Genomic DNA, 21,440 nt, shown 5'->3' on the forward strand with positions numbered 1-21,440 from the left:
CGAACCACGCGCGGCTTCGCCGCGCTCGGTAAAAGCTCCACCAAAAGCGCAGCGCGCTCCCGTCGCGGCCCGAAGGGCCGCGGTGTCTGCGGGCGACCCGTGAGTTGCCCGCAGGCCAGAGGGACGGCGAAGCCGTCCCTCGTTGGTCGCGCTCGCGCCTCACCCTCCGGGCGGGTGAACCTCCTCGTTCGGGCTTTTCAAGCCACTCGCCCGGCGAACGCTAGCGTACGTGGTTTGCGTAGTCTCTCTGTGTCGTAAACGGGCCGTTCGATCTACCCGCGACCTTTTCCTGCGCTCGCCTACGGCTCACTGGCAAAAGCTCGGCCAAAATGTCCGTCAGACCCCCCCCCTCTGGGGGTCTTTGGACCTCGCGGCTTCGCCGCGAGTGAACCACGTCGCTCGGGTCCTGACGGACCACTCGCTCGCGGACGCTAGCCTGCGTAGATCGTTCGGTCTATGCGCGTATGTGGCGGGGGAATGATATGGGCGTGAAGTGACTAATTAGTCATGAATGAACAGGACGTCGTCGGGTTCCTCAAAGAGTGGCAGACCGGTGCGCTCCTCGTCATCGGTTCCACAACCGCTGGTTTCGTATCCGGGAATTTCGTCGGGTCACTTGGGTCTGGCACTCTCGGTTTAGTCGGGTTTATCGCCGGCTCAGTCCTCGCATTTCTATCGATCTCGTACCTGCTATATGGTTGGTAAGTCGATCTCGGTGACTGAGAGGTTGTACGTCTCTATCTAATACCGGCGGTCGCGGCGCGGTCTAGCGTACTCGCCCGAAGGGCGGGTTTCCGGAGCGGCAAAGCCGCTCCGGTCACGCTCGTTCGCGGTGCGAACTCGCGAAGCCACCGAGCGACTTCGTCGCTCGGCCTTTTTCACCCATGTTTTTGCGGGGATGGGTGTGGTTCGAGAGAGCGAAGCTCTCTCCTCATCACGAAAGGCGCGTAGCGCCTTTCGAACGACGCGGAGCGCACCCGACCCGGAAAAAGATGGGTTAGTAGACGGAGACGTCCAACTCGACGTCGCGGCGTCGGCCTTCGAGGTCGGCGACGACGCGCTCGACGACGCGACGGCCCTCTTCGACGACGAGCTCGGAGGCCTTCTCGATCACCCAGTCGAGCGAGGCGAACAGCGGGAGGTCGAGGACGCCCTCGGCGGACCCGGGATCGTAGGTGACGACGAAGCGGACGCGACAGGCGTCGGCACCGTCGACGTCGACATCGGCCGCTCCGTCGCCGCCATCCTCGACCGCGTCGGCGGTGTCGTCGTCGCCTTCCTCGATCGGGTCGACGAGCCACTGCCCGGAGGCGTCGAGGTCGCGCGTCACGCGCCAGTCGATGCGCGTCGGGCGCTCCGCGCCTGTGACGCGCGTGTGAGCGGTGTAATCGAGCTTCCACCACGCGAAGGTGAGTCGGTACTCGGTCCCGGGCCCGCCGTCGCCGTGAGCGCGGACGGACTCGAGGTGTTTCGAGTACGCCGCGTACCCCGGGAAGTCGAGGAGGAAGTCGTAGACTTCCTCCGGCGGCGCGCGGACGGTCGTCGCGACCTCGACGGTCTTCACACGACGACGTGGACGCGCGGGCGGCATAAGTGGTGGCGTCGGCGTTCCGGAACCGTTGTGGTGCGGGCGATCCGAGACGGGAGTATGAGCCATCCAGAGGACGCACCGAGCGTGATCGTCGTCGGCGGTGGCGTCGCCGGTCTGAACGCCGCGCTCTACACCGCACGCGCGGGCTTCGAGACGACCGTAGTGAACGCCGGGGAGTCCATCCTCCGGCGCAACGGCCACTTGGAAAACGTCCCCGGGTTCCCGGGCGGCGTGAACCCCCGGACGTTCCTCGACCTCCTCGACGAGCAGGTCGCGGACGCCGGTGCGGCGCGCGTCACCGGCGAGGTGACGACGCTCGACGAACTCGACGGGCAGTTCGTCGCCGAGACCGACGAGGCGGTCTACGAGGGCGATTACGCGATCGCCGCGACGAAGTCCAACCCGGGCTACCTCGACGCCTTCGACCTCGCGCTCGACCGGCAGGGATCGAAGACGTACGTCGACGTCGACGAGCGCGGTCGGACAGGCGTCGACGGGCTCTACGTCGCGGGGCGGCTCGCGGCCGAACCCCACCAGACGACGGTCGTTGCCGGCCACGGCGCGAAGGTCGGCCTGACGGTCGTCGAGGACTCCGAGGTACCGTACTACCACGACTGGGTCGCCCCGGAGGGCTACTTCACCGGCCGGGGGCGCGAGGTGCCGCCGGGTGTCGAGGAGATCGACGAGGCCGAGCGCGAGGCACGCGAACGCGATTCGATGGAGCGGATGCGTGCGGCGTTCGCCGAGCGCCACCCGGACGAACCGACGATGCATCCGAGCGTCGCCGACGACGAGTGACGAGGGGCGCGCGGGCGTCGCCGACGACTGGGGGCATCGTCGACGGCTGAACCCGGTGTGTCGTCTGCGCCGTCGTGCGTCGTCGCCGCCCGACACGGCGGCGCGCGGCCGGACGACCGCGAGTCGGTGTCCGAGACCGGCGCGGGCCTTATCGTCGTGGGACCCGAGAGACCGACTATGCCCGGTCGCGAGCGGGGGGTCTCGGCGGTCGTCGGTGTCGTGTTGCTGCTCGCCGTCGCGGTGCTGCTGGCGGTCACAGTCGGAACGCTGGCGCTCGGGCTCGGCGAGCAGACGCAACCGACCGCACCGACGATCTCGGTGTCGCACGAACTCGTCGACCGTGGCGACGGGAGCGGCGAGCAGTTGATCGCCATCACCAAGCGGTCGGGCGAGCCCGTGAAGACGGATTACCTCTACGTCGGCGGGTCGAAACCGCTCGACATCGGGGCGGGCCCGGAGTCGGATCGCCCGACCGCGGACTCGGACAGCAAGGCGAGCGGCTTGGAGGCGTTCACTGAGTCCTACATGGGCGCGCCGCCGCAGGTCGGCATCGGCGACACGTGGGAGGCTGGGGAAACCGTCTACGTCGATCCCGTGGGAGAGGCGAGTAGGACGGACGTGACGCTCTACTGGAACACCCGCGACGTCGCGGGGAACAACCCCGGCGAGGTCGAGGGATCGGACTCCTACGACATCGGATCGTTCACCGCGTGAGCGGCGCTCGAATCACGACCAGAGCGAACGGGCGTCGATGGTGTCACCGGAGCAAGTGTTTTATTCGTACACGATAACACCCAGTGTGATCAGGAGTTCCACGAATCGGGAGCGAGGCGCGTCGTCGGTCATCGGGGTCATACTGCTCGTCGGAATCGTCATCGTGCTCATCGGCGCGATCACGCCGTTCGTGATGAACCTCGCCGGGGAGACGCAGGCGAAGGCGCCGACGGTCTCCGTCGACCACCGGATCACGAACTCGACCGGCGGGACGGACTACGACACCAGCACCGACGGCGACAACTTGGTCGCGGTCACGCTCGAATCAGGTGGGCCACTAGAGATCGACCAACTGTATGTTACGGCGTCGAAAGAGATAGACATCGGTTCGGCCGAGGATCCGGGGCGGGCCTACGAGAGCGAGGAGTCGCTGAGCGACCGAGAGGCGTTCACCGAGGGGACTGACGGGCCGCAGATCGGGATCGGCGAGACGTGGCAAGCCGGAGAGACGATCTACCTGAACCCGGAGGGGAACGCGACAGACACCGACGTGTCGATCTACTGGACGTCGAAGTCGCTCCGCGCACAGGAGGCCGGTGAAGTGAGCCCTGGCGACTCCTACGAGATCGCGTCGTTCGAGACGTAATCGCCGTCGCGGACCACCGCGAAGGCGGACACTTTTACTGGCGGGGACGCGGAGAGTGAGCCATGTTGGAGGGTGTGAACGTCGCGCTCGGCGTCTCCGGGAGCATCGCGGCGGTGAAGGTCGTCGAACTCGCCCACGAGCTCCGGCGACGCGGGGCGTCCGTGCGCGCCCTGATGACGGACGGTGCGCGGGGTATCGTCCACCCGTGGGCCGTGGAGTTCGCCACCGAGCACGACGTCACGACGGAGCTCACGGGCGCGGTCGAACACGTCGAGCTCTGCGGCCGCGAGGGGTGGGCGGACGTCTACCTGATCGCGCCCGCGACGGCGAACACCGTCGGGAAGATCGCGGCGGCGATCGACGACACCCCCGTCACGACGACGGCGACGACGGCCCTCGGGGCGGACGTCCCCGTGGTCCTCGCACCCGCGATGCACGAGCCGATGTACGACCACCCGGGCGTCTTGGAGAACTTAGAGCGCGTCGAGTCCTGGGGCGTCGACGTCGTCGACCCGCGCATCGAGGAGGGGAAGGCGAAACTGGCGAGCCTCGACGCCATCTGCCTCGACGTCGCCCGCGCCGCGGGGGAGCGCCCCCTCGCCGGCGAGGACGTGGTCGTCACGTCGGGGGCGACGAGCGAGCGCATCGACCCCGTGCGCGTGCTGACGAATCGCGCTTCCGGGCGGACCGGTCGTGCCGTCGCCCGCGCGTGCTACGTCCGGGGTGCCGACGTCACGCTCGTCCACGACGGCGACGACGTCCCGTACGCCGACGTCCGGCGCGTCGAGTCCGCCGCGGAGATGCTCGCCGCCGTCCTCGACGCCTGCGAGGACGCGTCCGCGCTGCTCTCCGTCGCGGCCATCTCCGACTACACCGTCGAGCCGGCCGACGAGAAGATCCGCAGCGGCGGCGACCTCACGCTCGATCTGGAGGCGACGCCGAAGCTCCTCGACACCGTCCGCGAGGAGTACCCGGCGCTCACGCTCGTCGGGTTCAAAGCAGAGACGAACGGCGACGACGAGGCGATGGTCCGCGAGGCACGACGCATCATGGAGCGCGCCGGCCTCGCCTTCGTCGTCGCCAACGACGCGCGCGTCATGGGCGGTGACGAGACGCGCGCGCTCGTCGTCCGCGCGGACGGCTATGCGGAGTACGCGGGCCCGAAAAGCGGACTGGGTCTGCGTGTCGCCGACGAACTCGTCGACGAACTCTGAGGCGTTGTAGGTCCCCGCAGTCGCTCGGAGCCGGCGTTATTCTCCCGGGCTGTAGTTCGGCGCCTCGTCCGTGATCATGACGTCGTGAGCGTGGCCCTCGGTCTGGCCGGCCGAGGAGACGCGGACGAACTCGGACTCGTTTTTGAACTCGGGGATCGTCGCCGCGCCGACGTATCCCATCCCCGATTGGATGCCGCCGACGAGCTGGTGGAGTTCGCTCGCGAGCGGCCCCTTGTAGGGCGTCGCGGCCTCCACGCCCTCGGGAACGTACTCCTCGTCCGCGTCGTCCTCCTTCAGGTATCGCTCGCCGCCGCCGGACTGCATCGCGCCGACGGAGCCCATCCCGCGGTACTGCTTGTACTTCTTGCCGTTCATCGTGATGACACGCCCCGGCGCTTCGTCCGTGCCGGCGAAGTAGGAACCGAGCATCACCGCGTCCGCTCCCGCGGCGAAGGCCTTCGCGGCGTCGCCGGAGTACCGGATGCCGCCGTCGGCGATGACGGGAACGTCGTAGTCGGCGGCGACGTCCGCGACCTGCGAGACGGCGGTGATCTGGGGCATCCCGGCGCCGGAGACGACGCGCGTCGTGCAGATGGAACCGGGGCCGATGCCGACTTTGATGCCGTCCGCGAAGTCGACGATGTCCGCGGCGGCTTCGGCGGTGCCGACGTTGCCGACGACGACATCCGCGTCGATCTCGGCTTTGATCTCCCGGGCGGAGTCGATGACGTTCAGGTTGTGTGCGTGCGCACAATCGATGAAGACGACGTCCGCGCCGGCCTCGTCGGCGGCTTTCGCGCGCTCGACGTCAAAGGGACCGACGGCCACGCCGACGAGCAGGTGGCCGTCGTCGTCTCGGGCGGCCTCCTCGTGTTCGCGGCGGGCGAGGACGCCCTGCATCGTCACGAGGCCGACGAGCCGGTCGTCGTCGGCGACGATCGGGACGCGCTCGATCTTGTGCTCGTACATGAGTTCGAGGGCCCCGCGGGCGTCGACGTCCGCGCTCGCGGTGATGACCTCGTCGGTCATGGCCTCCCTGACGGTGTCCTCCTCGCCGACCTCGAGATAAGGGCGGATGTCCGTCCCGGAGATGATGCCGAGCACCGTGTCGTCGTCGTCGACGACCGGCGCACCGGAGACCCCCTCACGCTCCATCATCGCGTCCACGGACTCGATGGTCTGCTCCGGGGCGGCGGTGACGACGTCCTCGCGGCGGATGACGAGTTCGTCCGCGCGCTTCACGCGCTCGATCTCGGCGACGAGCTCCTCGTCGTCGAGGTTCTGGTGGAGCACCCCGAGTCCGCCTTCGCGCGCCATCGCGATGGCGAGCTCGCCCTCGGTGACGGTGTCCATCGCCGCGGAGAGGACGGGCACGTTGATCGAGACGTTCTTCGAAACGCGCGTCGAAACGTCCGCCTCGTCGGGTTCGACGCGGCTCTCTGCCGGACGAAGCAGCACGTCGTCGAACGTGAGCGCTTCGGGGACGTCGAGCTTCTCGGAGAAGGTACCACTAGATCGCTCGTCGTTCGCCATGTAAACCGTGTTCGCGCGATACGCAAAAACGTTCCGTAACCGGCCGCGTCGTGCGACGAACATCGCCACGGTCGTGCATACCGATCGGGGCGACGGCACCGCGTGATCGGCACGGTCGGCGACACGAAAGCGGATGGAACGGACCAGTTTGGGTCCATCTCTCGATGACCAGACGGACGATCGAATGGTGCCTGTGTGTGTGATGTGGCCAGCCGAACGGCGCGTGCGGTCACGCCCCACACAACGCTTATGTCTCTCAGTCCGGAACACTCAGACATGGACTCCCTCAGTCCCTTCGCAGTCCGTATCGCCGGTGATCAGCCTCAGCGCTCCGGCGACTTTACAAAACTCTGCGAGACAGGGACCGTTATGGGAGCCGCGCTCTGGCGGCGACAGATGGCCCCGCGGCCGTCGTCGTACCATCCCTCCTATCGCCGTTCGGCCGGTGGTCACGGCCATCGTCCCTGAGATGAGTATCTCCGGACATCCGGTCGCCCTCCGCTTAGAACAGCGTGTCGGTGGCGCGACGCGACTCCTCGCCACCGTCATGCTGCTCCCGCTCATCGACGGGATCTTCGCCGCGCTCGTCCTCAGCGGCGCGCTCACGCAGACGACCGCCGTCGGCCCGCTCGTGATCCCGACGGGCGCGCTACAAGTGGGCCTCCTCGTCTTCGGCGGGAGCGCCACCGTCGCGGTCGTCCTCGTCGAGATGCAGGGCGACCGGCGCGAGAAGTCCCGGGCCGTCCTCACCGTCGGCGTCCCGCTCGTCGTCGGCGCCGTCGCCGTCGCCGCGCTCGCTCCGACGATCGAGAGCGTCCTCGACACGGCGGTCTTCGAGCGCTTCGCCGCGTTCGTCGTTCTCGCCATCGCCGCGAAGACCGCGAGCTCGCGCATCGGCGATTACCTCCCCAGCCCCGGCGTCGTCGTCGGGCTCGGTCTGCTGGCGAGCGTCCGGCCGACGACCACGACGCTCGCCGTCCGCGTCGAGCCGAGCGTCGTGGCCGCGGCCGCGGGAGCCGCAACCGTCGCCGTCGCCTTCGCGCTCGGCGTCGCGCTGCTCGAGCCGCACCTCCGCCACCTGCTCGACATCGACCGCTTCCGCTTCGGGAGCGCCGTCGCGCTCGGGACGCTCGCCCTCTCGCTCTTCGGCATCGTCCCCGAGGGGGCCGCGCTCCCCGTCTTCGCGCTCGCCGGGCTCCTCGCGATCGATCCCGGCCAGGCGGACGCGGCGGCGACCGGGACCGACGACCGCGCCGATACGGACGCGCCCTACGGCTACCCCGGCGAGAACGGGGAGGAGCGCGCCCCCTGGCTGTGACGGCGCGGAGCGGGTAACGGTGCGTTTACGGCGATCCCGGTCCTCGACGAGCGTATGCCAGCGAACCGCGTCGTCCAAGGACGGATGGTGACGCCGCACAGCCTCGCCGAACTCATCGAGGACGACGACGTCATGGAAGCCGAGACCATCGAGGACGCCGACCGAGAGTGCCCGGACTGCGGCGGAGACGTCGTCTCGGTCGGCTACATGCCGAGCGTCACGGAGTACGTCACCGGCTACAAGTGCCAAGAGTGCGACTGGCGCGAGACCGATCGGTAACGGATCGAAACCCATTTAGGCGAAATCGTCCTATGACGGAGTGCGTGGGGCTGTGGCCAAGCCAGGGATGGCGACTGACTCCAGAGGCCACGCGCCCGGGACGAAATTCCAGACTGGTATACCGAGCGGCGGGCTGATCACCTCGCCGCGACGACGACCCTCTGGAGTTCCGAGGCGCACCGGAGATATCAGTCGATCGGGGGTTCAAATCCCTCCGGCCCCATACTACATTTAACAAATTCGGAAGGTTCTGCCTCCTTCCGTTTACCTCACGTAAGCACCGAGAGCCATCGCTGTTTCTCGAGGTGGTCCGCGTGAGCGAAGCCGTCGCGAGCGGAACGTGCGCCCTCTGTGGCGCGTCGCACGGCGTCGCCCACACCGAGACCCCACAGCACGGTCCGGTGCCGCTCTGTCGCTCCTGCCGGCGTCTCTGGGGTGAGCGCGAATGAGCACCGACGCTCCGAGCGTCGGCGTCGAGGCGGACGGTGACCTGCGTGCGCTCGTCGAGGACCTCGCCGACGAAGTACGCGAACTCCGCGCGGAGAACGACGCCCTCCGCGAGCGCGTCGCCGACCTGGAAGAGCAGCGCGAGCGGGAAGCCACCATCCGATGGGCGGGACCGAACCCCGCCGACATCGAGATCGTCGCCAGCGAGACGGGGAACGGCGTCTATCCCTACCAGGCGATCACCGACAAAGCCGACCAGCGCGACGTCGCGGACATCGAGGAGCGCCTCACGGACGTCGAGGAAGGCCGTGCGGACGTCGTGGTGCGTTCCGAGCACGACGAGGAGTCGTTACCCATCGAGTCCTCCATCGCTCGCCAGCAGCGCGGCGAGTCGCTTCCCGTCGACGAAGCGCGTGCGGCCGTCGTCTTCCCCCGCGCCGCCACGAAGAGTCGCACTGTGGGCGGCTCCAAGCTCGTACTCGCCAGCGACGACGTCCGCGAGATTCTCGCCGACAAGACCGACCGTGACGAGTGGCCTCGCGAACTCATTCGTCGCACTATGCGCGAGCTCTGTACGCTTACGTCATCAAAGACAGACGAACGCCGTGACCCGGAGGACTCGGCGAACCTCTGGACGCTCGGGAAGCGCAACGGCCACCTCACCGTCGAGGCAGATCTCGAGGAGTACCGCGAATGGGCGAACCAGGCCGGAGGTGAGAGCGAGTAAGGCCGACGTCACAATGTTGTGACGGGGGCCGTAGATACGGCTGTTACGACGACTGACCGCCGCACGAGGCCGGTCACGAGTTGCAGACCACTACCCCACGAAAGCAACACTCCACTACTGCTGGGTACGTCTCTTCTGGCTGTTTCTTCTGGCTGTTTTAGGGTCGTTACGTACTGCAAAAATCCTGTTTCGCGTCACGGGTCTACCTACACCCGGTGTCACAACATTGTGACGGGAGAATTCCATCATAATTACCCAAAATACCAATAAGATTGATTAGAATGGATATGTCCATGGACGAATGGAGTCCTCCAGACGAGATCAAAGTCGATGAAAATCGATTGTCCTCGCTAGAGGTGAACCTGACATTTGACCCACATGATGATGAGGCACAAGTGTCTGATTACACTTCTAAAACGTATTCCAGACTTTCGACCGACCAAAGGAGAAGATTTGAGAAGGATCTACAACGAGACACCCGTGGCGATTTCGACTCCATCCACGAATACTTAAATTCTTGGAAAAATCCAAACGAATATAATGAGAAGGTAGCACAATCCTACGAGAAACTTGTCAAAGATGCACTTAGCATCCCTACCGGAGTCCGCAACGGTGGTGAGCAGGCAAATTATCCAACCGGAAGCCAGAAGCATACATTTGAGCGGTTATATGTAGCAACACAATGCTTCCTCGCCATCCATTACGGGACAAGAGAAGAGGACGCAAAAATTAGGGTTCATAGAGGTATTCGAGAGATTTCAATAGCAAAACTCGTAGCACAAATGATTGATAATCCCGAAGCTGATGAGTATTATTTCTATACGTCCGCTGTTTCCAACCATTCTGGATTACAGGGTGTGGGGTTCTACCATTCTAATGGAATTATAGTTAGCTTCGACGTGCCTCGAGATCAGGTCGCTTTTGCAGCAGACCGCCTAGTCAATACTCCTGCTCATGAAGACGAGCTCCAACTTGTTGGAGGTATACTCAGAGTTGGGCCTAAGGGGGTTATTCACGAGGGAACGCACTCCGGGATAACTCGTCGTATGCGAACAATCATACAGAGTATGAGCTCTTCAGAGTCACTTGATAACTCAGTACACAAGGATATCGCAGATCTAATTGAGATGATGTTTAAGCATGATGAGCCAGTTACAACATCTGATGGCGCTGATCGTCTCATCGACTGGTTTTACGAGGTTAGATCACGTGAGATATATTCTGCAGCGAAGACCCAATCACTCAAAGACCAAGTTGATTACCTGAAGGAGGCGGGCCAAGAGAATGAGCGTGAGCACAGATCCATATGACAGATATTATATGATAACAGATGGTGATGATGGCCGAACAATTATATGTGGTTGGAGAGTCATATCACGAGTATCCAGAGATGCCCGTTAAACGTGGAACTCTCAGAGATGATGATGGAGAGACGGTAGATGGGGGGGTGTTCCATGGCCAAAGTAACGATACACCAGACGATGTCATCGTTGTAGATCTGCGAGACGATGAAGAGAGTCTTAATTGGACGAAATATGGACCAGAAGATTCCCGCGAGCGCTTCAGTGAATGGTCCGATGAGAAAGCCAAAAACCGAAGCCAAGAGGCGCAAGAGCGGTTACGGGAATATCGTCAGTCAAGAGGCGAATGACTGCTTAAAGTAACTCAGAACACGTCTCCCGGCCGTATTTTCGTCTCCTTGCTGTCTCGATGGCCGCCGTTCGTGTACCACGTCGAGACGGGAATCTGCGTCGCGGGGAGCATCTGCATCCGCAGGACGGTTAGCCCACGCCCACGGCGGCGGTAGAGGACGAAGACGTACTTCCCGCCGGCGGCGGCGAGGCGGTCGTGGTACTCCTCGAAGACCTTGAAGCGGGGGTAGTCCCGACTCGCGTCGGTGGCCTTGATCTCGACGGGCGTGCCGTCATCCTGGACGGCGTCGCGCCAGCTCGTATGCACGCCCTCGCGCCGGAGGCGGTAGCGTTCGCACGCCTTCCGCTCGGCGAGCGTCCCGTACTGATTCGCCTTCTTCGAGGGCATCGCTATCGCGCTCCGCGCGCGTCGCGCGTCTTATATATATACTCCGTCGGCCCGCGCGACGTCGTGCCCATGGCTTCGTTCGGCGCGCTAGCGCCGGACGAACGTGGCTGTGGGCGATCTCCTCGCGTACGCGCGCGTATAGGGAGGGGTGGGAAGTGGGAAGTCGTGGGATTCGGGCGCATCAGGCGCTCAGGACCGAATCGACTTCTATGACGACTTCTCGGTGCTCGCCGTCGTCGCGGTACTCCTTCTGGCGATTTTGGACCCATTTGTAGCTGTAGTCGATGTATTCGGCGATTTCCCGGCTCGACATCCCGAGTTGCATCCCGTCGATGGCGGTCGCAATGCTGATTTTGCGGGCTTCGGACTCGGTACTCGCAATATCCTCGACTGCGACCGACTTCCCACCGTCCGCTACTGCCTCCGGATCGGCGTCCCACGACCACGTGCTCGCTTCCTTGTCGTTGTACCGCCAGTCCGTCGGCGGGACGCCCTCGATGGTGTAGCTCGGGTTCGTCGTCTCCCCGCCCTGAACGTCGATCTCGGCGACCTTCCGGTCGGTCTTCCGGATGATGGTGCTCATGCGTCGGAGCATCGGGTGAATCGAGTGGGGAGTGTGCGCGATGTAGATGAGCGCGCCGTTGTACTTCCGGATGAGGAAGAGCATCGGCCCCATCTTCTGCGCGGTCTCGTAGCCGGCTTTCCCGCGCCCGCTCGCGGAGATGGAGAACTCATCACCGATGAAGACCTTGCGCCGCTGCGCGTTCGTCGTCGGGTCGCCGTCCTGCTCCAGCCACTCCTTGAGGGTGGGGAAGTCGGGGATGAACGTGTCCGCCTCGCGGAGCGTGCGGACGTTCGTCCCGACGAGGACGCGCTCGTCGGCGAGCGCGGTGAGTCGCTGGGCGAGCATGAAGGCGAAGTCCGTCTTCCCTTTACCCATCTTCCCGAGGAGGGTGAGCACGGGCGCGGGGTTGTCGAGCAGTCGGTCGATCTTCCCGATGGCCTTCAGCCCGGAGACGTCGGCCTGCTGGCCGGCGTCACCTGTGAGGTGCTTGAGGGTCGCCATGTCGCCCTCCTCGAGGGCTTCCCGCCCGACATCCGTCGCCTCGTTCTGGAGGATCGTCTGGACAAGGTCGGTTTCGGCGGGGTCTCCGGGCATCTTCCCCGGGGTTTCGGCGTAGGAAACCGGGTCGTAGCTGTTCGCCTGGATGGAGAGGAAGCGCGAGAGCGCGGGGTCGCGCGTGATGCCCGTGTGCTGGTGGACGAGCGGGTCGCGGTGGCCATGCTCGGCCTGGTGCTCGCGGAGCTGCGGGGGCGTGTACTGCTCGCCGTCCTCACTCACCGTCACCACCTCTGTCCGTCGCGACGGCGTCCGAACCGGCCGCCGGCGAGTTCGCCCCGATCTCCTCGGTGACCGCGCCCGCGATGTCGTCGGGGTCGAAGGGGTCGACGTCGTCCTCGCGGAGATCGGCGAGGTCGTCACCCGTCACCTCCTCGATGTCGTCTTCGAACTCGTCGACGACGGCCGTGACCGCGTTCTTGTCGAGCAGTTCGCCGCGCTGTTTCGCTTCGGTGATCTTGTTCATGAGTCGGGATTGGAGAGCGGCTGCCATGTCCTCGAGATTGTCCGCGAAGAGGTCGAGGCGGATGTGCGACTGTTGGAGGGTGTCGTAGACGCGGTTGAAGTGCGAGCGAGTGGTGAGGAGCTTCGTGTCCTCGAGCTCAGAGAGCCAACACCCGCGAACGACGAGCTGCCCGCTCGGGCCGGCGTCGGGAAGCCACTCGTACTCGCGCACGACCCAGGTGTCGCCGTCGTTCATCGGGTAGGGCGCGGGGCCTTCGACAATCTTCTCGCTCCAGACGTCCGGCGGCACCTTGTAGTCCTTCGCGACGTCCTCGACGGCGTTGATGTGCTGGACGTCCACCCAGTCGCGCCGGTCGAACCACCCGGCGAAGCGCACGCCCACCAGGAGACAGGGCGGCGCGAGGACGAGTGACCCGACGAGCAGGTGGACGCCCCACGCTGGAAGGGCAGGGATGGACGGCGAGAAGACCCAGAGGAGGACGCCGCTCGTGACGACGAGCGCCGCCACGAGCAGTTGCGCTTCGGCGAGCAGGTAGGTGTGGCGGTCCCACGCGCTCGCGAAGGTCGGTCGAAGACCCATCAGCGGGCCTCCCGGGGTTCTGCGCCCCTGCGACGCACGACGTAGAGCGCGCCGGCGACCATCGAGAGGACGGCGATGCCGGCGCCGCCGAGCCACCCGAGCGTCGGCGATCCGCCGAACGGCGAGCCGAGGCTGGTGTCGTCGCTGTAGACGGTGGGACAGCTCCCCGACTGGATGCACGCGCCCGTCGTGACGCTCACGCTCGCCTCGCCGTCGACGCGGTCAGCGGGGATGGAGACCGTCGTCGACTCGCTGCCCTCGAGGACGACCTGCCGGTATGGGCTGTGGGCGACTCGCTCGCTCGCACGCGCGGACGCCGCGAGCGTCGCGACGTGATACTGCGAGGCGGTGAGCGTGACGTTGAACCGCCCGTCCTCGTACTCCCAGCCCTGAATCGTCATCACGCCGTCGACAGAGACCGGATGGCCGCCCGCGACGACGGTCGCGTTCGTCGACGTCGTCGAGCCGTTCGGCGCGGCGGCCGCCGGTGCGACCGCGACGCCGAGCACGGCAATAACCAACAGTAGTCGTCTCATCTGAGGGGCGCCGCCGGAATCGAACCGACGCAGGTGCCGACCACGGGCGGCTGCCGGTCGTTAGACCGGGCTGACGGCGTCGCCGAGGCGGGTGAAGAACCAATCGACGAGGCCCTGCGCCCCGTCGACGATGGCGTCGACGAACCCGCCGACTGTCTGGGAGATCGCGTCACCGACGATGGCCTGCATCGACCACCAGCCGGTGAGGTCGCCGGCGACCCACGCGAGCGCGAGGAGGCCGACGAAGACGAGCGCGAGGGAGAGCAGCGGGCGCGCCATCGTCAGTTATCCCTCTGCATGACCGCCGCCGCGCCAATCGCGACCACCGCGAGCCCCACGATGATGAGCGGCCCACTACCGCCCGAGCCGGAACCGGAGCCACTACCGGAGCCGCCGGCGGTCTGGTTAGCCACCTCCTCACGGAGTTCGTTCAGCTCTTGCTGGAGTTGGCGGTACTCGCTCGTGTTGGCGGTCTGGTAGTCGTACTGGCGGACGTGGGTCTGATTCAGCGTCTGGCCGTTGGCATCCTTCATCGCAGTGACGGTGAAGTTCCCGGTGAGGGTGTGGGTCTTACCGGACGTTGTCGCGACGAGTTGGACGCCATCAATCCGGGAAGCGTTGTACGTCTGTCCGAGCTTCCACGTCCCGTTGTCCGGGGCGCTTTGGCTGAAGAGCGCGCCCGTGTACGTGAACCCGTCCTCGGTGACGTTCATCACCGAGACGTTATCCAGATCCGGCGTCGCGTAGCCCGATGCAGCGGCCGCAGCGCGAGCATACGCGAGGTTTCCCGTCTCCGCGTACGACGTCGAGTACTCCTGAGCGAGCGTCAGCCCGCTCGTCGCGTTCGCCAGATCGAGTTCGCCGGCAGCGTAGGCATCCACCTTCCAGCTCGCCGTTGCTGCGAGGTTCTCTTTCGCGATTTGGGCCTTCTGCTGAAGTGTTTGCCAATTAGATTGCCACGACTCTAAGGCGAACTTGATTCGAGGATTCGAGTTAACGCTCTTCGCTTCTAGGCCGTAATCATCAACAGGAGTCCCTGTCCCGTAGATGCTTAGATACTCATTCAGCCGGATCGTGATATGTACCGTTGATCCGCCGCTGACTCTCACCTCCTTCAGTTGCAACACGGGAACTTCAGTCCCGTTAGCTAAGACAAGCGTCTGATTCGAAACGAGACTAGAACTCAATTTTGTCCGTCCATCTTGGGAAGGACCATTCGACCAAGATATGCCATCTGCATATACCGCAATCACGTCTTGAGAGGTGCCATTTTGTGCATTAATCAGAGACTGGATGAACTGATTCCACGCGGCAATCTGGTTCATCTGCATCTTACTCAGGCGCTGGTCGATGCTCTGGTTAACAGCCGTATTGACGGACGGAACTGATGTCGTTCCGTTCTCGATGACGGCGTTCTGCCGCGCTTCGCCAGAGGCGTAGAGGGTGGTCTGAAGGTTCGTGAGCGAGTTGTTGGTTTGGGCCGTCGTGGTCTCAGCCCACGACTTCGTTTCGCTGGCGCGCTGATAGACTTCCACCTCGTTGCTGGCCCCTGACGTGTCTGGCGCGCCCGGCCCACAGTTGTCGTTCAGATTGATGCCGAAGAAGTTGAACAGGCCGCTGTACGAGCAAGAGCCACCCGCGACGACGCTGAACCCGTCCGGCGAGTCGATGGCGGCCGTCCCAGTCGGGCTGGTTGATGCGCCCACGACGGGCGAAGCAACGCTCGAGGAGACGATGAGCACGGCGAGCGCGACCGCCGCGAGCCGGCGAAGCCGTGCGGTCATCGACGATCCTCCCGCCGGAGTTTCTGTCCGGCGTAGCTGAGACCACCGATGTCACGACGCCCATGCCCATCGCGGTTGAGACGAACCGGTTCGTCCTCGAGGCGCAGATGGCGCCGGCGGTCGTAGCGAACCCACGCGACACAGGCCACGGGAAGGGCGGCGCCGACGAGTGCCGTCCCGTCCGCGCCCGTCACGGAGGCGATTACGAGGAGGATACCGCTGGCGAGCGCGCTCTTCCAGAGCATCGCGTCGTTCACAGCCCCACCCCCGTCGTGGCGGCGAGGGCGACGCCGACGAAGCTGGCGAGCGACCCGAGGAGGAAGGCGAGGCGCGCGTCGACGTCGCGCGTGTGGGCGACGTCCAGCATTAGCGACCACCGTCCCAGTACGCGACGACGTAGTACGCGGCCGAGTTGAGGATGAGCACGAGCACGCCGATCCACTTCGAGCCCGTGACGACGTCACGGACGAGCGGAACCAGCGCGACGGAGACGTTCGAGACGACCATCGCGCTGACGAGCGCGGCCTCCCACTCGCTCCACTCCGACCAGTCCACCGACTCGTTCATCACGTACGCCGCCACCACGACGACGAGCGAGACGATGAGCGAGACGGAGATCTGCGAGCCGTTCGCCTCGACGAGCGTGTCCGCCATCGAGACGCCGAGCGCGGAGAACTGCCCGATCCCCACGAGCACCAGCGTCGCGATCACGAAGAACGGCGACAGCACGCCGTCGACTACCTGTACCAACCGTTCGCGGTCGAGATTGTACGCCATGCACGCGTACGATGGCGGTATAGGTGCCTAGTGTCGTCTTTCTGTCTGTTGCTTCGGGCGAAGGTATGGAGAAACGTCCATAGGCTTTTGGCTATGGAGGGAGAACCATAGGGTGACGGATGGCGTCCTACACCACGATTGCAGATTGGCGCGACGTCAGAGACGGCTACGTGGTGGCCATCACTATCCGGCAGACCGAGCACGACGAATACCCGAGCGGATGGGACTACAGCCTCCACTTCGGCGAGGTCGGAGGCGACACCGTCCTCCGCTACGACAACGCCCACGAACGCACGAAGGGCCACGAGCGCCACACCCGCGACAACGTCGAGTACATCGACTTCCCCGGGATGCTCGAGCTCTACGAGCGCTTCACGCGCGAAGTCGACGAACGGTCGTCGACGTCGTGGGACTGGTTGCTCGAGTAGGACGTCATCCAGGGGGAACCACCATGCCAACGCTCAAAGTCACCGTCGGCGAAGCCGAGACGCTCCACGAACAGACGCGGAACCGTCTCAAGGCCGCACAGGCCGGCGAGGAACTCGAGGACGCCCAGCCCACGCTCAACTTCGAGTCCTACGCCGAACTCAGCCGACTCCTCAGTCCAAAGAACCTCGAGCTCCTCGAGGCCATCGCGAACCATCACCCCGAGAGCATCCGCGAAGCCGCCGAGCTCGTCGACCGGGACTACAAGCAGGTCCACAAGAACCTGAGCGAGCTCGCGGACCTCGGCGTCATCGAGTTCGAGAGCGACGGCGACGGTCACCCGAAGACGCCCATCCTCGCCTACGACGGCATCGAGATCGACATCCCCTTCGTCGACTCCTCGAACAACGTCGGCGCCGCCGCACCGTAGCGCCGACGCTTCTTCTCGACGTCGTGCTGTGGGCTTTGGGCGTGACCCCTGGGGGTCGCACGTCCCCGGAACGGCGTTCCCGAATATGCACACGAGTCCGGCCGCCGTCGGGACCGGCGTGTGTACGCGGCGCCGATTCGACGGCGGTGGTCGCTCGTCGACGACGCCGAATCGGGGGCGAATCGACCGAGGTACATAAGGTGAAACTGTTTGAGGAATCGCAGCAGCCTCCCTCTCGCGCGTCGTGTGTACGGGTATGCGTATCCGAACTGACGGCGACTACGCGTACTGGAAGGACGTTATCGAGGACGCCGCCGACTTCTGGGGCGTCAACAAGACCGACGCCATCGTCAGGTCCTGCGACCTCGCCGGCCGACTGGTGCCACAGCTTGAGGAAGCCCTCACCCACGAAGAGCTGCCGCCAAGGGTCGCCCAAGAAATCGTAGAGATGGTAAACCGCGAGTGTCGGAACGTGTTGATCAAGTACTGCGAACCAAATGTTAAAGTCTCCTTCGATGTGTGACTTACTGACTTACACTGCTGATCCGACTAATTTGCAGTTAATACATCGATCGGTAATGGGCTCTCTCCGACGAGACGACTAGGGTTCTCCAGCGGGGGACACAGCGCAGCCCTCGGTGACATTCCACTGTACGTCTACCGCACGACGGTAGTCACCACGAATGCATATTTAACAACGCTTTTGTGCTATACAAAGTACTGAGTGATATGGCCCGTTGTCTTCCTTTCCGCTGGTATGGCGGGAAATATAGTCATCTTAAGTGGCTTCTCCCACAGCTTCCCGAAGCCCATCGCTATGTGGAACCCTTTGGTGGGTCTGGTGCAGTGCTTCTGAATCGGGACCCATCACCAGTAGAGGTATATAACGACCGTGACAGCGATGTTACGAACTTCTTTAAGGTACTTCGCGATAATCGTGACGAGCTCCTTGAGAAGATCGCACTTACTCCATTTTCACGAGAAGAATTTGAACACGCTATTGAGAGGCAAGGCGACGATTTAAGCGATATTGAGCAAGCACGCTTGTTCTTCGTTCGTGCCGGCCAAGTGAGGAGTGGTCTCGCGCAAGACGCTACTCCCGGGAGATGGGCATACTGTAAGAGCGCTAGTCGTCGCGATATGGCCTCAGCAGTTTCTCGCTGGCATTCACGGCTTGATCACCTGAAGGAGGCGGCTGACCGAATTGGTGGATATAGCGAGGTGGAAGCAGTCATTGAGGAGCTGAAGCAGGAAGGCAAAGAGGCAATCGCTGACGAGCTGCAGGGGATGAATAATCAGGAGGCAGTAAAGGCTCTCCAAGAGGCAAAGCTAGAAGATATGGCTGATCGGTTCCGCCGTGTTCAAATTGAGAACCGTGATGCTATTGACGTAATCCAAACATACGGTGATTCTGAAGATGCTCTAATCTATTGCGATCCGCCGTACCCGCATGACTCACGATCTCAGGGGACAACTACGACATACCGCTATGAGATGTCCGATGAGGAGCATAAAGACCTGGCAAATGTTCTCCATGAGGTGGAGGCCAAAGTGGCAATCTCGTCCTACCAGTGTGATTTGACCGAGGAGCTATATGGTGATTGGAACCGGATTGACATCAAGAAGACATCTCACACATCAAAGGAAACTCGTGAGGAATCTCTGTGGACAAATTACCCGATCCCGAACCCGGAAGCTGAGAAAGTTCAAGCTACTATCCGGCTGTAGCTCCTCTCCCCCTTTGTTTTGTGACAAGATTCAATATGGTAGAATTAATCACTATTAGCAATGTCTTCCGAAGGAGAATATTATGACCTAAGCCCCGACAAGCGGACGCTTCGGTCACTTCGATCTGACGTAACTCCGATTACCGCCGTGGAGGAGCTGGTTGACAACGTTCTCGACAATTGGCGGCGAGTCAAATCCCCAAAATCAGACATAACGATTGATATTGATTTTGACTTTGAAAACGGAGTTTTTCGTATTGAAGATAATAGCGGGGGGTTGAATGAGAAGAACGTCAAGAAAATCTTCGCTCTCGGGGGATCGACAAAAGAGGAAATCCCGAACTCAATTGGGTCCTACGGAATGGGGGCAAAGAAGGCGATCCTGCGACTGGGAAATCGAGCAACGATTAAGAGTCGTGCTACAGATGCTCAGAATGCATACGGTTTTGTGATTGATGAGGAGTGGCTACATTCCGACGATTGGGAAGTAGCTAAGCAGCAATTCGATAACGTTGATTCTGGTTCAACGGTTATTCGAATTGAGGGTCTCGATATAGAACTACGCGATGAAGATCTTGAAGAGGATTTAGATGATGAAGAGGAGACCTCAAATTTCGACACTCCTGAGGAGTACTTGGAATCTCTTCGAGAAGATCTCTCTGAGACGTACGACGAATTCCTGAAGGGCCGAGCTGGGCCAGATGGTGGTACCGTCTCAATAATGGTTAATGCGGTTCGCGTTGACAAGCAGCCGGCTATAGATTGGGCGTACACGCCTCTTGACGGATACCACCCTCGCTTCTACAAGCAGTATGAGATTAGTCCTGAAGAGATTCCAGGTCGAGAAGAACCGATCACAGTAGATATTAAGGCTGGATTGATGCGGACCGGCAAGACAGAAGATGCTGGGACAGACGTGATTATCCAGAATCGCCGCGTGCTGACCAGCGATAAGACGGAGATGGGTGGTTGGGGTACCCACCTTCCGAGTTTCCGGGCCAACCTGCGTCGGACACGATTTATTGTAAAGATAACTGCTGAGAGTAACCCGGAAACATTACCATGGGATACACAGAAAGACAAAATTGAGCCAAATAGCGTTATTACTGACCGGGTTTTCAATGTCTTGCGACGTGCGGGATCAGATTACACGAAGGTCACCTATGAGAACTTCCCTACTGCCTACACTGCTCCGTACAGATTTGACGACGAACTTGATGATGAAGAACGAAAGCCGTGGCAAGACGTGCAGGAGTTTAATTACAGTGATCGTCAGCAATTTATTGCGGCACACAAGCCGAATAGCGAGTTACCCGAAAAAGAGCAGATTGAAGAACTAGCCGACTATCATCAAGAGAATTTGAGGGTATTTGCCCCACATATTGTTGCTGAGCCATACCAGCGGGCATATCGTGCTTATTTTGACCCAGACAATGACTCTGATGGAACCTATATACCCGACAATGGCGATCTTTGGGTTTTACCCCCCGAAGGTGAAAAGTTCCCGGAGCAGGAGCTTCATATGGTGCTGGAGGCTGTGAAAGATACAGCTGAACGGCATGCTCAAAACGGAGTAACATTCAAATTCGAAGATAGTGACTGGTGGTGGCAGGGATATTACGAATGGGTTCTTGAAGAAAATAACACCTCAATTAGTGCTCTTGAGGCAACAAAGGATATAGATACCTTATATAGGCAGATTGAAGCAAAGGGCGAGCAAAGGGATCTGCCAGAGCCGATATTAACCGATTTACGATCACCGGACATATCGCAGGTATTCTCTGAAGAAGAGACAACTCAAGACGATGGTGAGACACAATCAGAGCTCACAGAACATTCTGACAAAGGAGCCGAGGAAGAAGAGATTGAAGATGAGACAAACGTACCGGCTCAAGACTCCACACTCGGCGATGATGAGATCGAAGCGGAGCCTGGCGATAGTACAGAAATCGACTCAGACGAAGACTCACTTGAGTTCGGCTCTCAAGACAACACTAAGGGGAGTACTGAAGACCGGGAGAGTGAGGAAGAGAAGAAATCGATCGACTTTGGAACGACAACGGAACGGCAGGTACAGCAAACCTTCTCCGAAACACGGTCGATTATCTTACAGGTGAAGGAGTCCGATTACTATACAATCTGTGAAACGGTGGGCCTAGATCCAGAAAGTGCGAAGCCTCGGGAAGTCGGTGATGCTGTTATTGAGCAAGAGGTTGATATTAGTGGATTCGCCAGCCCGGGCGGCGATGGAGCGTAACTGTGGTTCGGAAGAACCTCACATACTCACA

At 62.2% G+C, this 21,440-nt stretch carries 26 protein-coding genes and 1 tRNA gene; 17 read left to right on the forward strand and 10 right to left on the reverse strand.

The genetic code is table 11. From position 1 onward, the window contains the following. Positions 1 to 507: 507 nt before the first annotated feature. Positions 508 to 705, forward strand: coding sequence for a hypothetical protein (locus IEX91_RS09245; protein ID WP_188878526.1), 198 nt, complete (start codon positions 508 to 510; stop codon positions 703 to 705). A 292-nt stretch (positions 706 to 997) separates the two neighbouring features. Here the strand turns inward: IEX91_RS09245 and IEX91_RS09250 are convergent, their stop codons facing one another. Then, a complete protein-coding gene (locus tag IEX91_RS09250; protein WP_188878528.1) occupies positions 998 to 1,564 on the reverse strand; it encodes a type II toxin-antitoxin system RatA family toxin in 567 nt (188 codons plus the stop codon). An 84-nt stretch (positions 1,565 to 1,648) separates the two neighbouring features. On the opposite strand from IEX91_RS09250, the gene IEX91_RS09255 reads away from it, so the two are divergent. The 4 genes from IEX91_RS09255 to coaBC all read left to right on the forward strand — a co-directional run bounded on the left by IEX91_RS09255 (position 1,649) and on the right by coaBC (position 4,963). Further along, complete coding sequence (locus IEX91_RS09255) at positions 1,649 to 2,389, forward strand: FAD-dependent oxidoreductase (protein ID WP_188878530.1); 741 nt, start codon at positions 1,649 to 1,651, stop codon at positions 2,387 to 2,389. Positions 2,390 to 2,566: 177 nt separating this feature from the next. Then, a complete protein-coding gene (locus IEX91_RS09260) occupies positions 2,567 to 3,103 on the forward strand; it encodes a type IV pilin (RefSeq protein WP_188878532.1) in 537 nt (178 codons plus the stop codon). 85 nt (positions 3,104 to 3,188) lie between these two features. Beyond that, a complete protein-coding gene (locus IEX91_RS09265) occupies positions 3,189 to 3,749 on the forward strand; it encodes a type IV pilin (protein ID WP_188878534.1) in 561 nt (186 codons plus the stop codon). 62 nt (positions 3,750 to 3,811) lie between these two features. Beyond that, complete coding sequence (coaBC, locus tag IEX91_RS09270) at positions 3,812 to 4,963, forward strand: bifunctional phosphopantothenoylcysteine decarboxylase/phosphopantothenate--cysteine ligase CoaBC (protein WP_188878535.1); 1,152 nt, start codon at positions 3,812 to 3,814, stop codon at positions 4,961 to 4,963. Between the two features lie 36 nt (positions 4,964 to 4,999). Here the strand turns inward: coaBC and guaB are convergent, their stop codons facing one another. Next, positions 5,000 to 6,496, reverse strand: a complete 1,497-nt coding sequence (guaB, locus tag IEX91_RS09275) for an IMP dehydrogenase (RefSeq protein ID WP_188878536.1) — start codon at positions 6,494 to 6,496, stop codon at positions 5,000 to 5,002. Between the two features lie 469 nt (positions 6,497 to 6,965). Between guaB and IEX91_RS09280 the strand changes: the two genes are divergently transcribed. From IEX91_RS09280 to IEX91_RS09305, 7 genes are all read left to right on the forward strand, one after another. Beyond that, complete coding sequence (locus tag IEX91_RS09280) at positions 6,966 to 7,814, forward strand: DUF5794 domain-containing protein (RefSeq protein WP_188878537.1); 849 nt, start codon at positions 6,966 to 6,968, stop codon at positions 7,812 to 7,814. Between the two features lie 54 nt (positions 7,815 to 7,868). Continuing rightward, positions 7,869 to 8,093, forward strand: coding sequence for a DUF5795 family protein (locus IEX91_RS09285; protein ID WP_188878538.1), 225 nt, complete (start codon positions 7,869 to 7,871; stop codon positions 8,091 to 8,093). 46 nt (positions 8,094 to 8,139) lie between these two features. Next, positions 8,140 to 8,316: transfer RNA gene (locus IEX91_RS09290), tRNA-Trp, on the forward strand. Between the two features lie 91 nt (positions 8,317 to 8,407). Continuing rightward, positions 8,408 to 8,542, forward strand: a complete 135-nt coding sequence (locus IEX91_RS16515) for a hypothetical protein (RefSeq protein ID WP_268238688.1) — start codon at positions 8,408 to 8,410, stop codon at positions 8,540 to 8,542. Further along, complete coding sequence (locus IEX91_RS09295) at positions 8,539 to 9,267, forward strand: hypothetical protein (RefSeq protein ID WP_188878539.1); 729 nt, start codon at positions 8,539 to 8,541, stop codon at positions 9,265 to 9,267. Before IEX91_RS16515 ends, IEX91_RS09295 begins: the two co-directional genes overlap by 4 nt. 287 nt (positions 9,268 to 9,554) lie before the next feature. Then, positions 9,555 to 10,577, forward strand: a complete 1,023-nt coding sequence (locus IEX91_RS09300; protein ID WP_188878540.1) for a hypothetical protein — start codon at positions 9,555 to 9,557, stop codon at positions 10,575 to 10,577. A 20-nt stretch (positions 10,578 to 10,597) separates the two neighbouring features. Continuing rightward, positions 10,598 to 10,918, forward strand: a complete 321-nt coding sequence (locus IEX91_RS09305; RefSeq protein ID WP_188878542.1) for a hypothetical protein — start codon at positions 10,598 to 10,600, stop codon at positions 10,916 to 10,918. 14 nt (positions 10,919 to 10,932) lie between these two features. Here IEX91_RS09305 and IEX91_RS09310 read toward each other — a convergent pair whose 3' ends face one another. The 8 genes from IEX91_RS09310 to IEX91_RS09345 form a co-directional block, all read right to left on the reverse strand. Further along, entirely contained in the window at positions 10,933 to 11,307 is a 375-nt protein-coding gene (locus IEX91_RS09310; RefSeq protein WP_188878543.1) for a hypothetical protein, read from the reverse strand. Positions 11,308 to 11,488: 181 nt separating this feature from the next. Continuing rightward, positions 11,489 to 12,649, reverse strand: coding sequence for a hypothetical protein (locus IEX91_RS09315; RefSeq protein WP_229772837.1), 1,161 nt, complete (start codon positions 12,647 to 12,649; stop codon positions 11,489 to 11,491). Further along, positions 12,642 to 13,472: a hypothetical protein gene (locus IEX91_RS09320; protein ID WP_188878547.1), complete on the reverse strand. Its 831-nt coding sequence runs from the start codon at positions 13,470 to 13,472 to the stop codon at positions 12,642 to 12,644. Before IEX91_RS09320 ends, IEX91_RS09315 begins: the two co-directional genes overlap by 8 nt. Beyond that, a complete protein-coding gene (locus tag IEX91_RS09325; protein WP_188878548.1) occupies positions 13,472 to 14,008 on the reverse strand; it encodes a hypothetical protein in 537 nt (178 codons plus the stop codon). Before IEX91_RS09325 ends, IEX91_RS09320 begins: the two co-directional genes overlap by 1 nt. A gap of 60 nt (positions 14,009 to 14,068) precedes the next feature. Continuing rightward, complete coding sequence (locus tag IEX91_RS09330) at positions 14,069 to 14,287, reverse strand: hypothetical protein (RefSeq protein WP_188878550.1); 219 nt, start codon at positions 14,285 to 14,287, stop codon at positions 14,069 to 14,071. A gap of 2 nt (positions 14,288 to 14,289) precedes the next feature. Beyond that, the gene (locus IEX91_RS09335) at positions 14,290 to 15,792 is read right to left on the reverse strand and encodes a hypothetical protein (RefSeq protein ID WP_188878551.1); all 1,503 of its coding nucleotides are present in this window, start codon (positions 15,790 to 15,792) and stop codon (positions 14,290 to 14,292) included. Further along, positions 15,789 to 16,049: a hypothetical protein gene (locus IEX91_RS09340; protein WP_188878552.1), complete on the reverse strand. Its 261-nt coding sequence runs from the start codon at positions 16,047 to 16,049 to the stop codon at positions 15,789 to 15,791. Before IEX91_RS09340 ends, IEX91_RS09335 begins: the two co-directional genes overlap by 4 nt. 109 nt (positions 16,050 to 16,158) lie before the next feature. Then, positions 16,159 to 16,569, reverse strand: coding sequence for a hypothetical protein (locus IEX91_RS09345; RefSeq protein WP_188878553.1), 411 nt, complete (start codon positions 16,567 to 16,569; stop codon positions 16,159 to 16,161). Positions 16,570 to 16,688: 119 nt separating this feature from the next. On the opposite strand from IEX91_RS09345, the gene IEX91_RS09350 reads away from it, so the two are divergent. The 5 genes from IEX91_RS09350 (at position 16,689) to IEX91_RS09370 (ending at position 21,409) form a co-directional block, all read left to right on the forward strand. Continuing rightward, the gene (locus tag IEX91_RS09350; protein ID WP_188878555.1) at positions 16,689 to 16,997 is read left to right on the forward strand and encodes a toxin-antitoxin system TumE family protein; all 309 of its coding nucleotides are present in this window, start codon (positions 16,689 to 16,691) and stop codon (positions 16,995 to 16,997) included. Positions 16,998 to 17,020: 23 nt separating this feature from the next. Next, positions 17,021 to 17,425: an HVO_A0114 family putative DNA-binding protein gene (locus IEX91_RS09355; protein WP_188878556.1), complete on the forward strand. Its 405-nt coding sequence runs from the start codon at positions 17,021 to 17,023 to the stop codon at positions 17,423 to 17,425. Between the two features lie 256 nt (positions 17,426 to 17,681). After that, positions 17,682 to 17,948 (forward strand): DUF7692 domain-containing protein, encoded by a 267-nt coding sequence (locus tag IEX91_RS09360; RefSeq protein ID WP_188878557.1) that lies wholly within the window; start codon positions 17,682 to 17,684, stop codon positions 17,946 to 17,948. Positions 17,949 to 18,154: 206 nt separating this feature from the next. Further along, positions 18,155 to 19,153: a DNA adenine methylase gene (locus tag IEX91_RS09365; RefSeq protein WP_188878558.1), complete on the forward strand. Its 999-nt coding sequence runs from the start codon at positions 18,155 to 18,157 to the stop codon at positions 19,151 to 19,153. A gap of 60 nt (positions 19,154 to 19,213) precedes the next feature. After that, complete coding sequence (locus IEX91_RS09370) at positions 19,214 to 21,409, forward strand: ATP-binding protein (protein ID WP_188878559.1); 2,196 nt, start codon at positions 19,214 to 19,216, stop codon at positions 21,407 to 21,409. Positions 21,410 to 21,440 lie beyond the last annotated feature (31 nt).

The sequence above is a fragment of the Halarchaeum nitratireducens genome (assembly GCF_014647155.1).
GTDB classification, from domain to species: Archaea; Halobacteriota; Halobacteria; order Halobacteriales; family Halobacteriaceae; genus Halarchaeum; species Halarchaeum nitratireducens.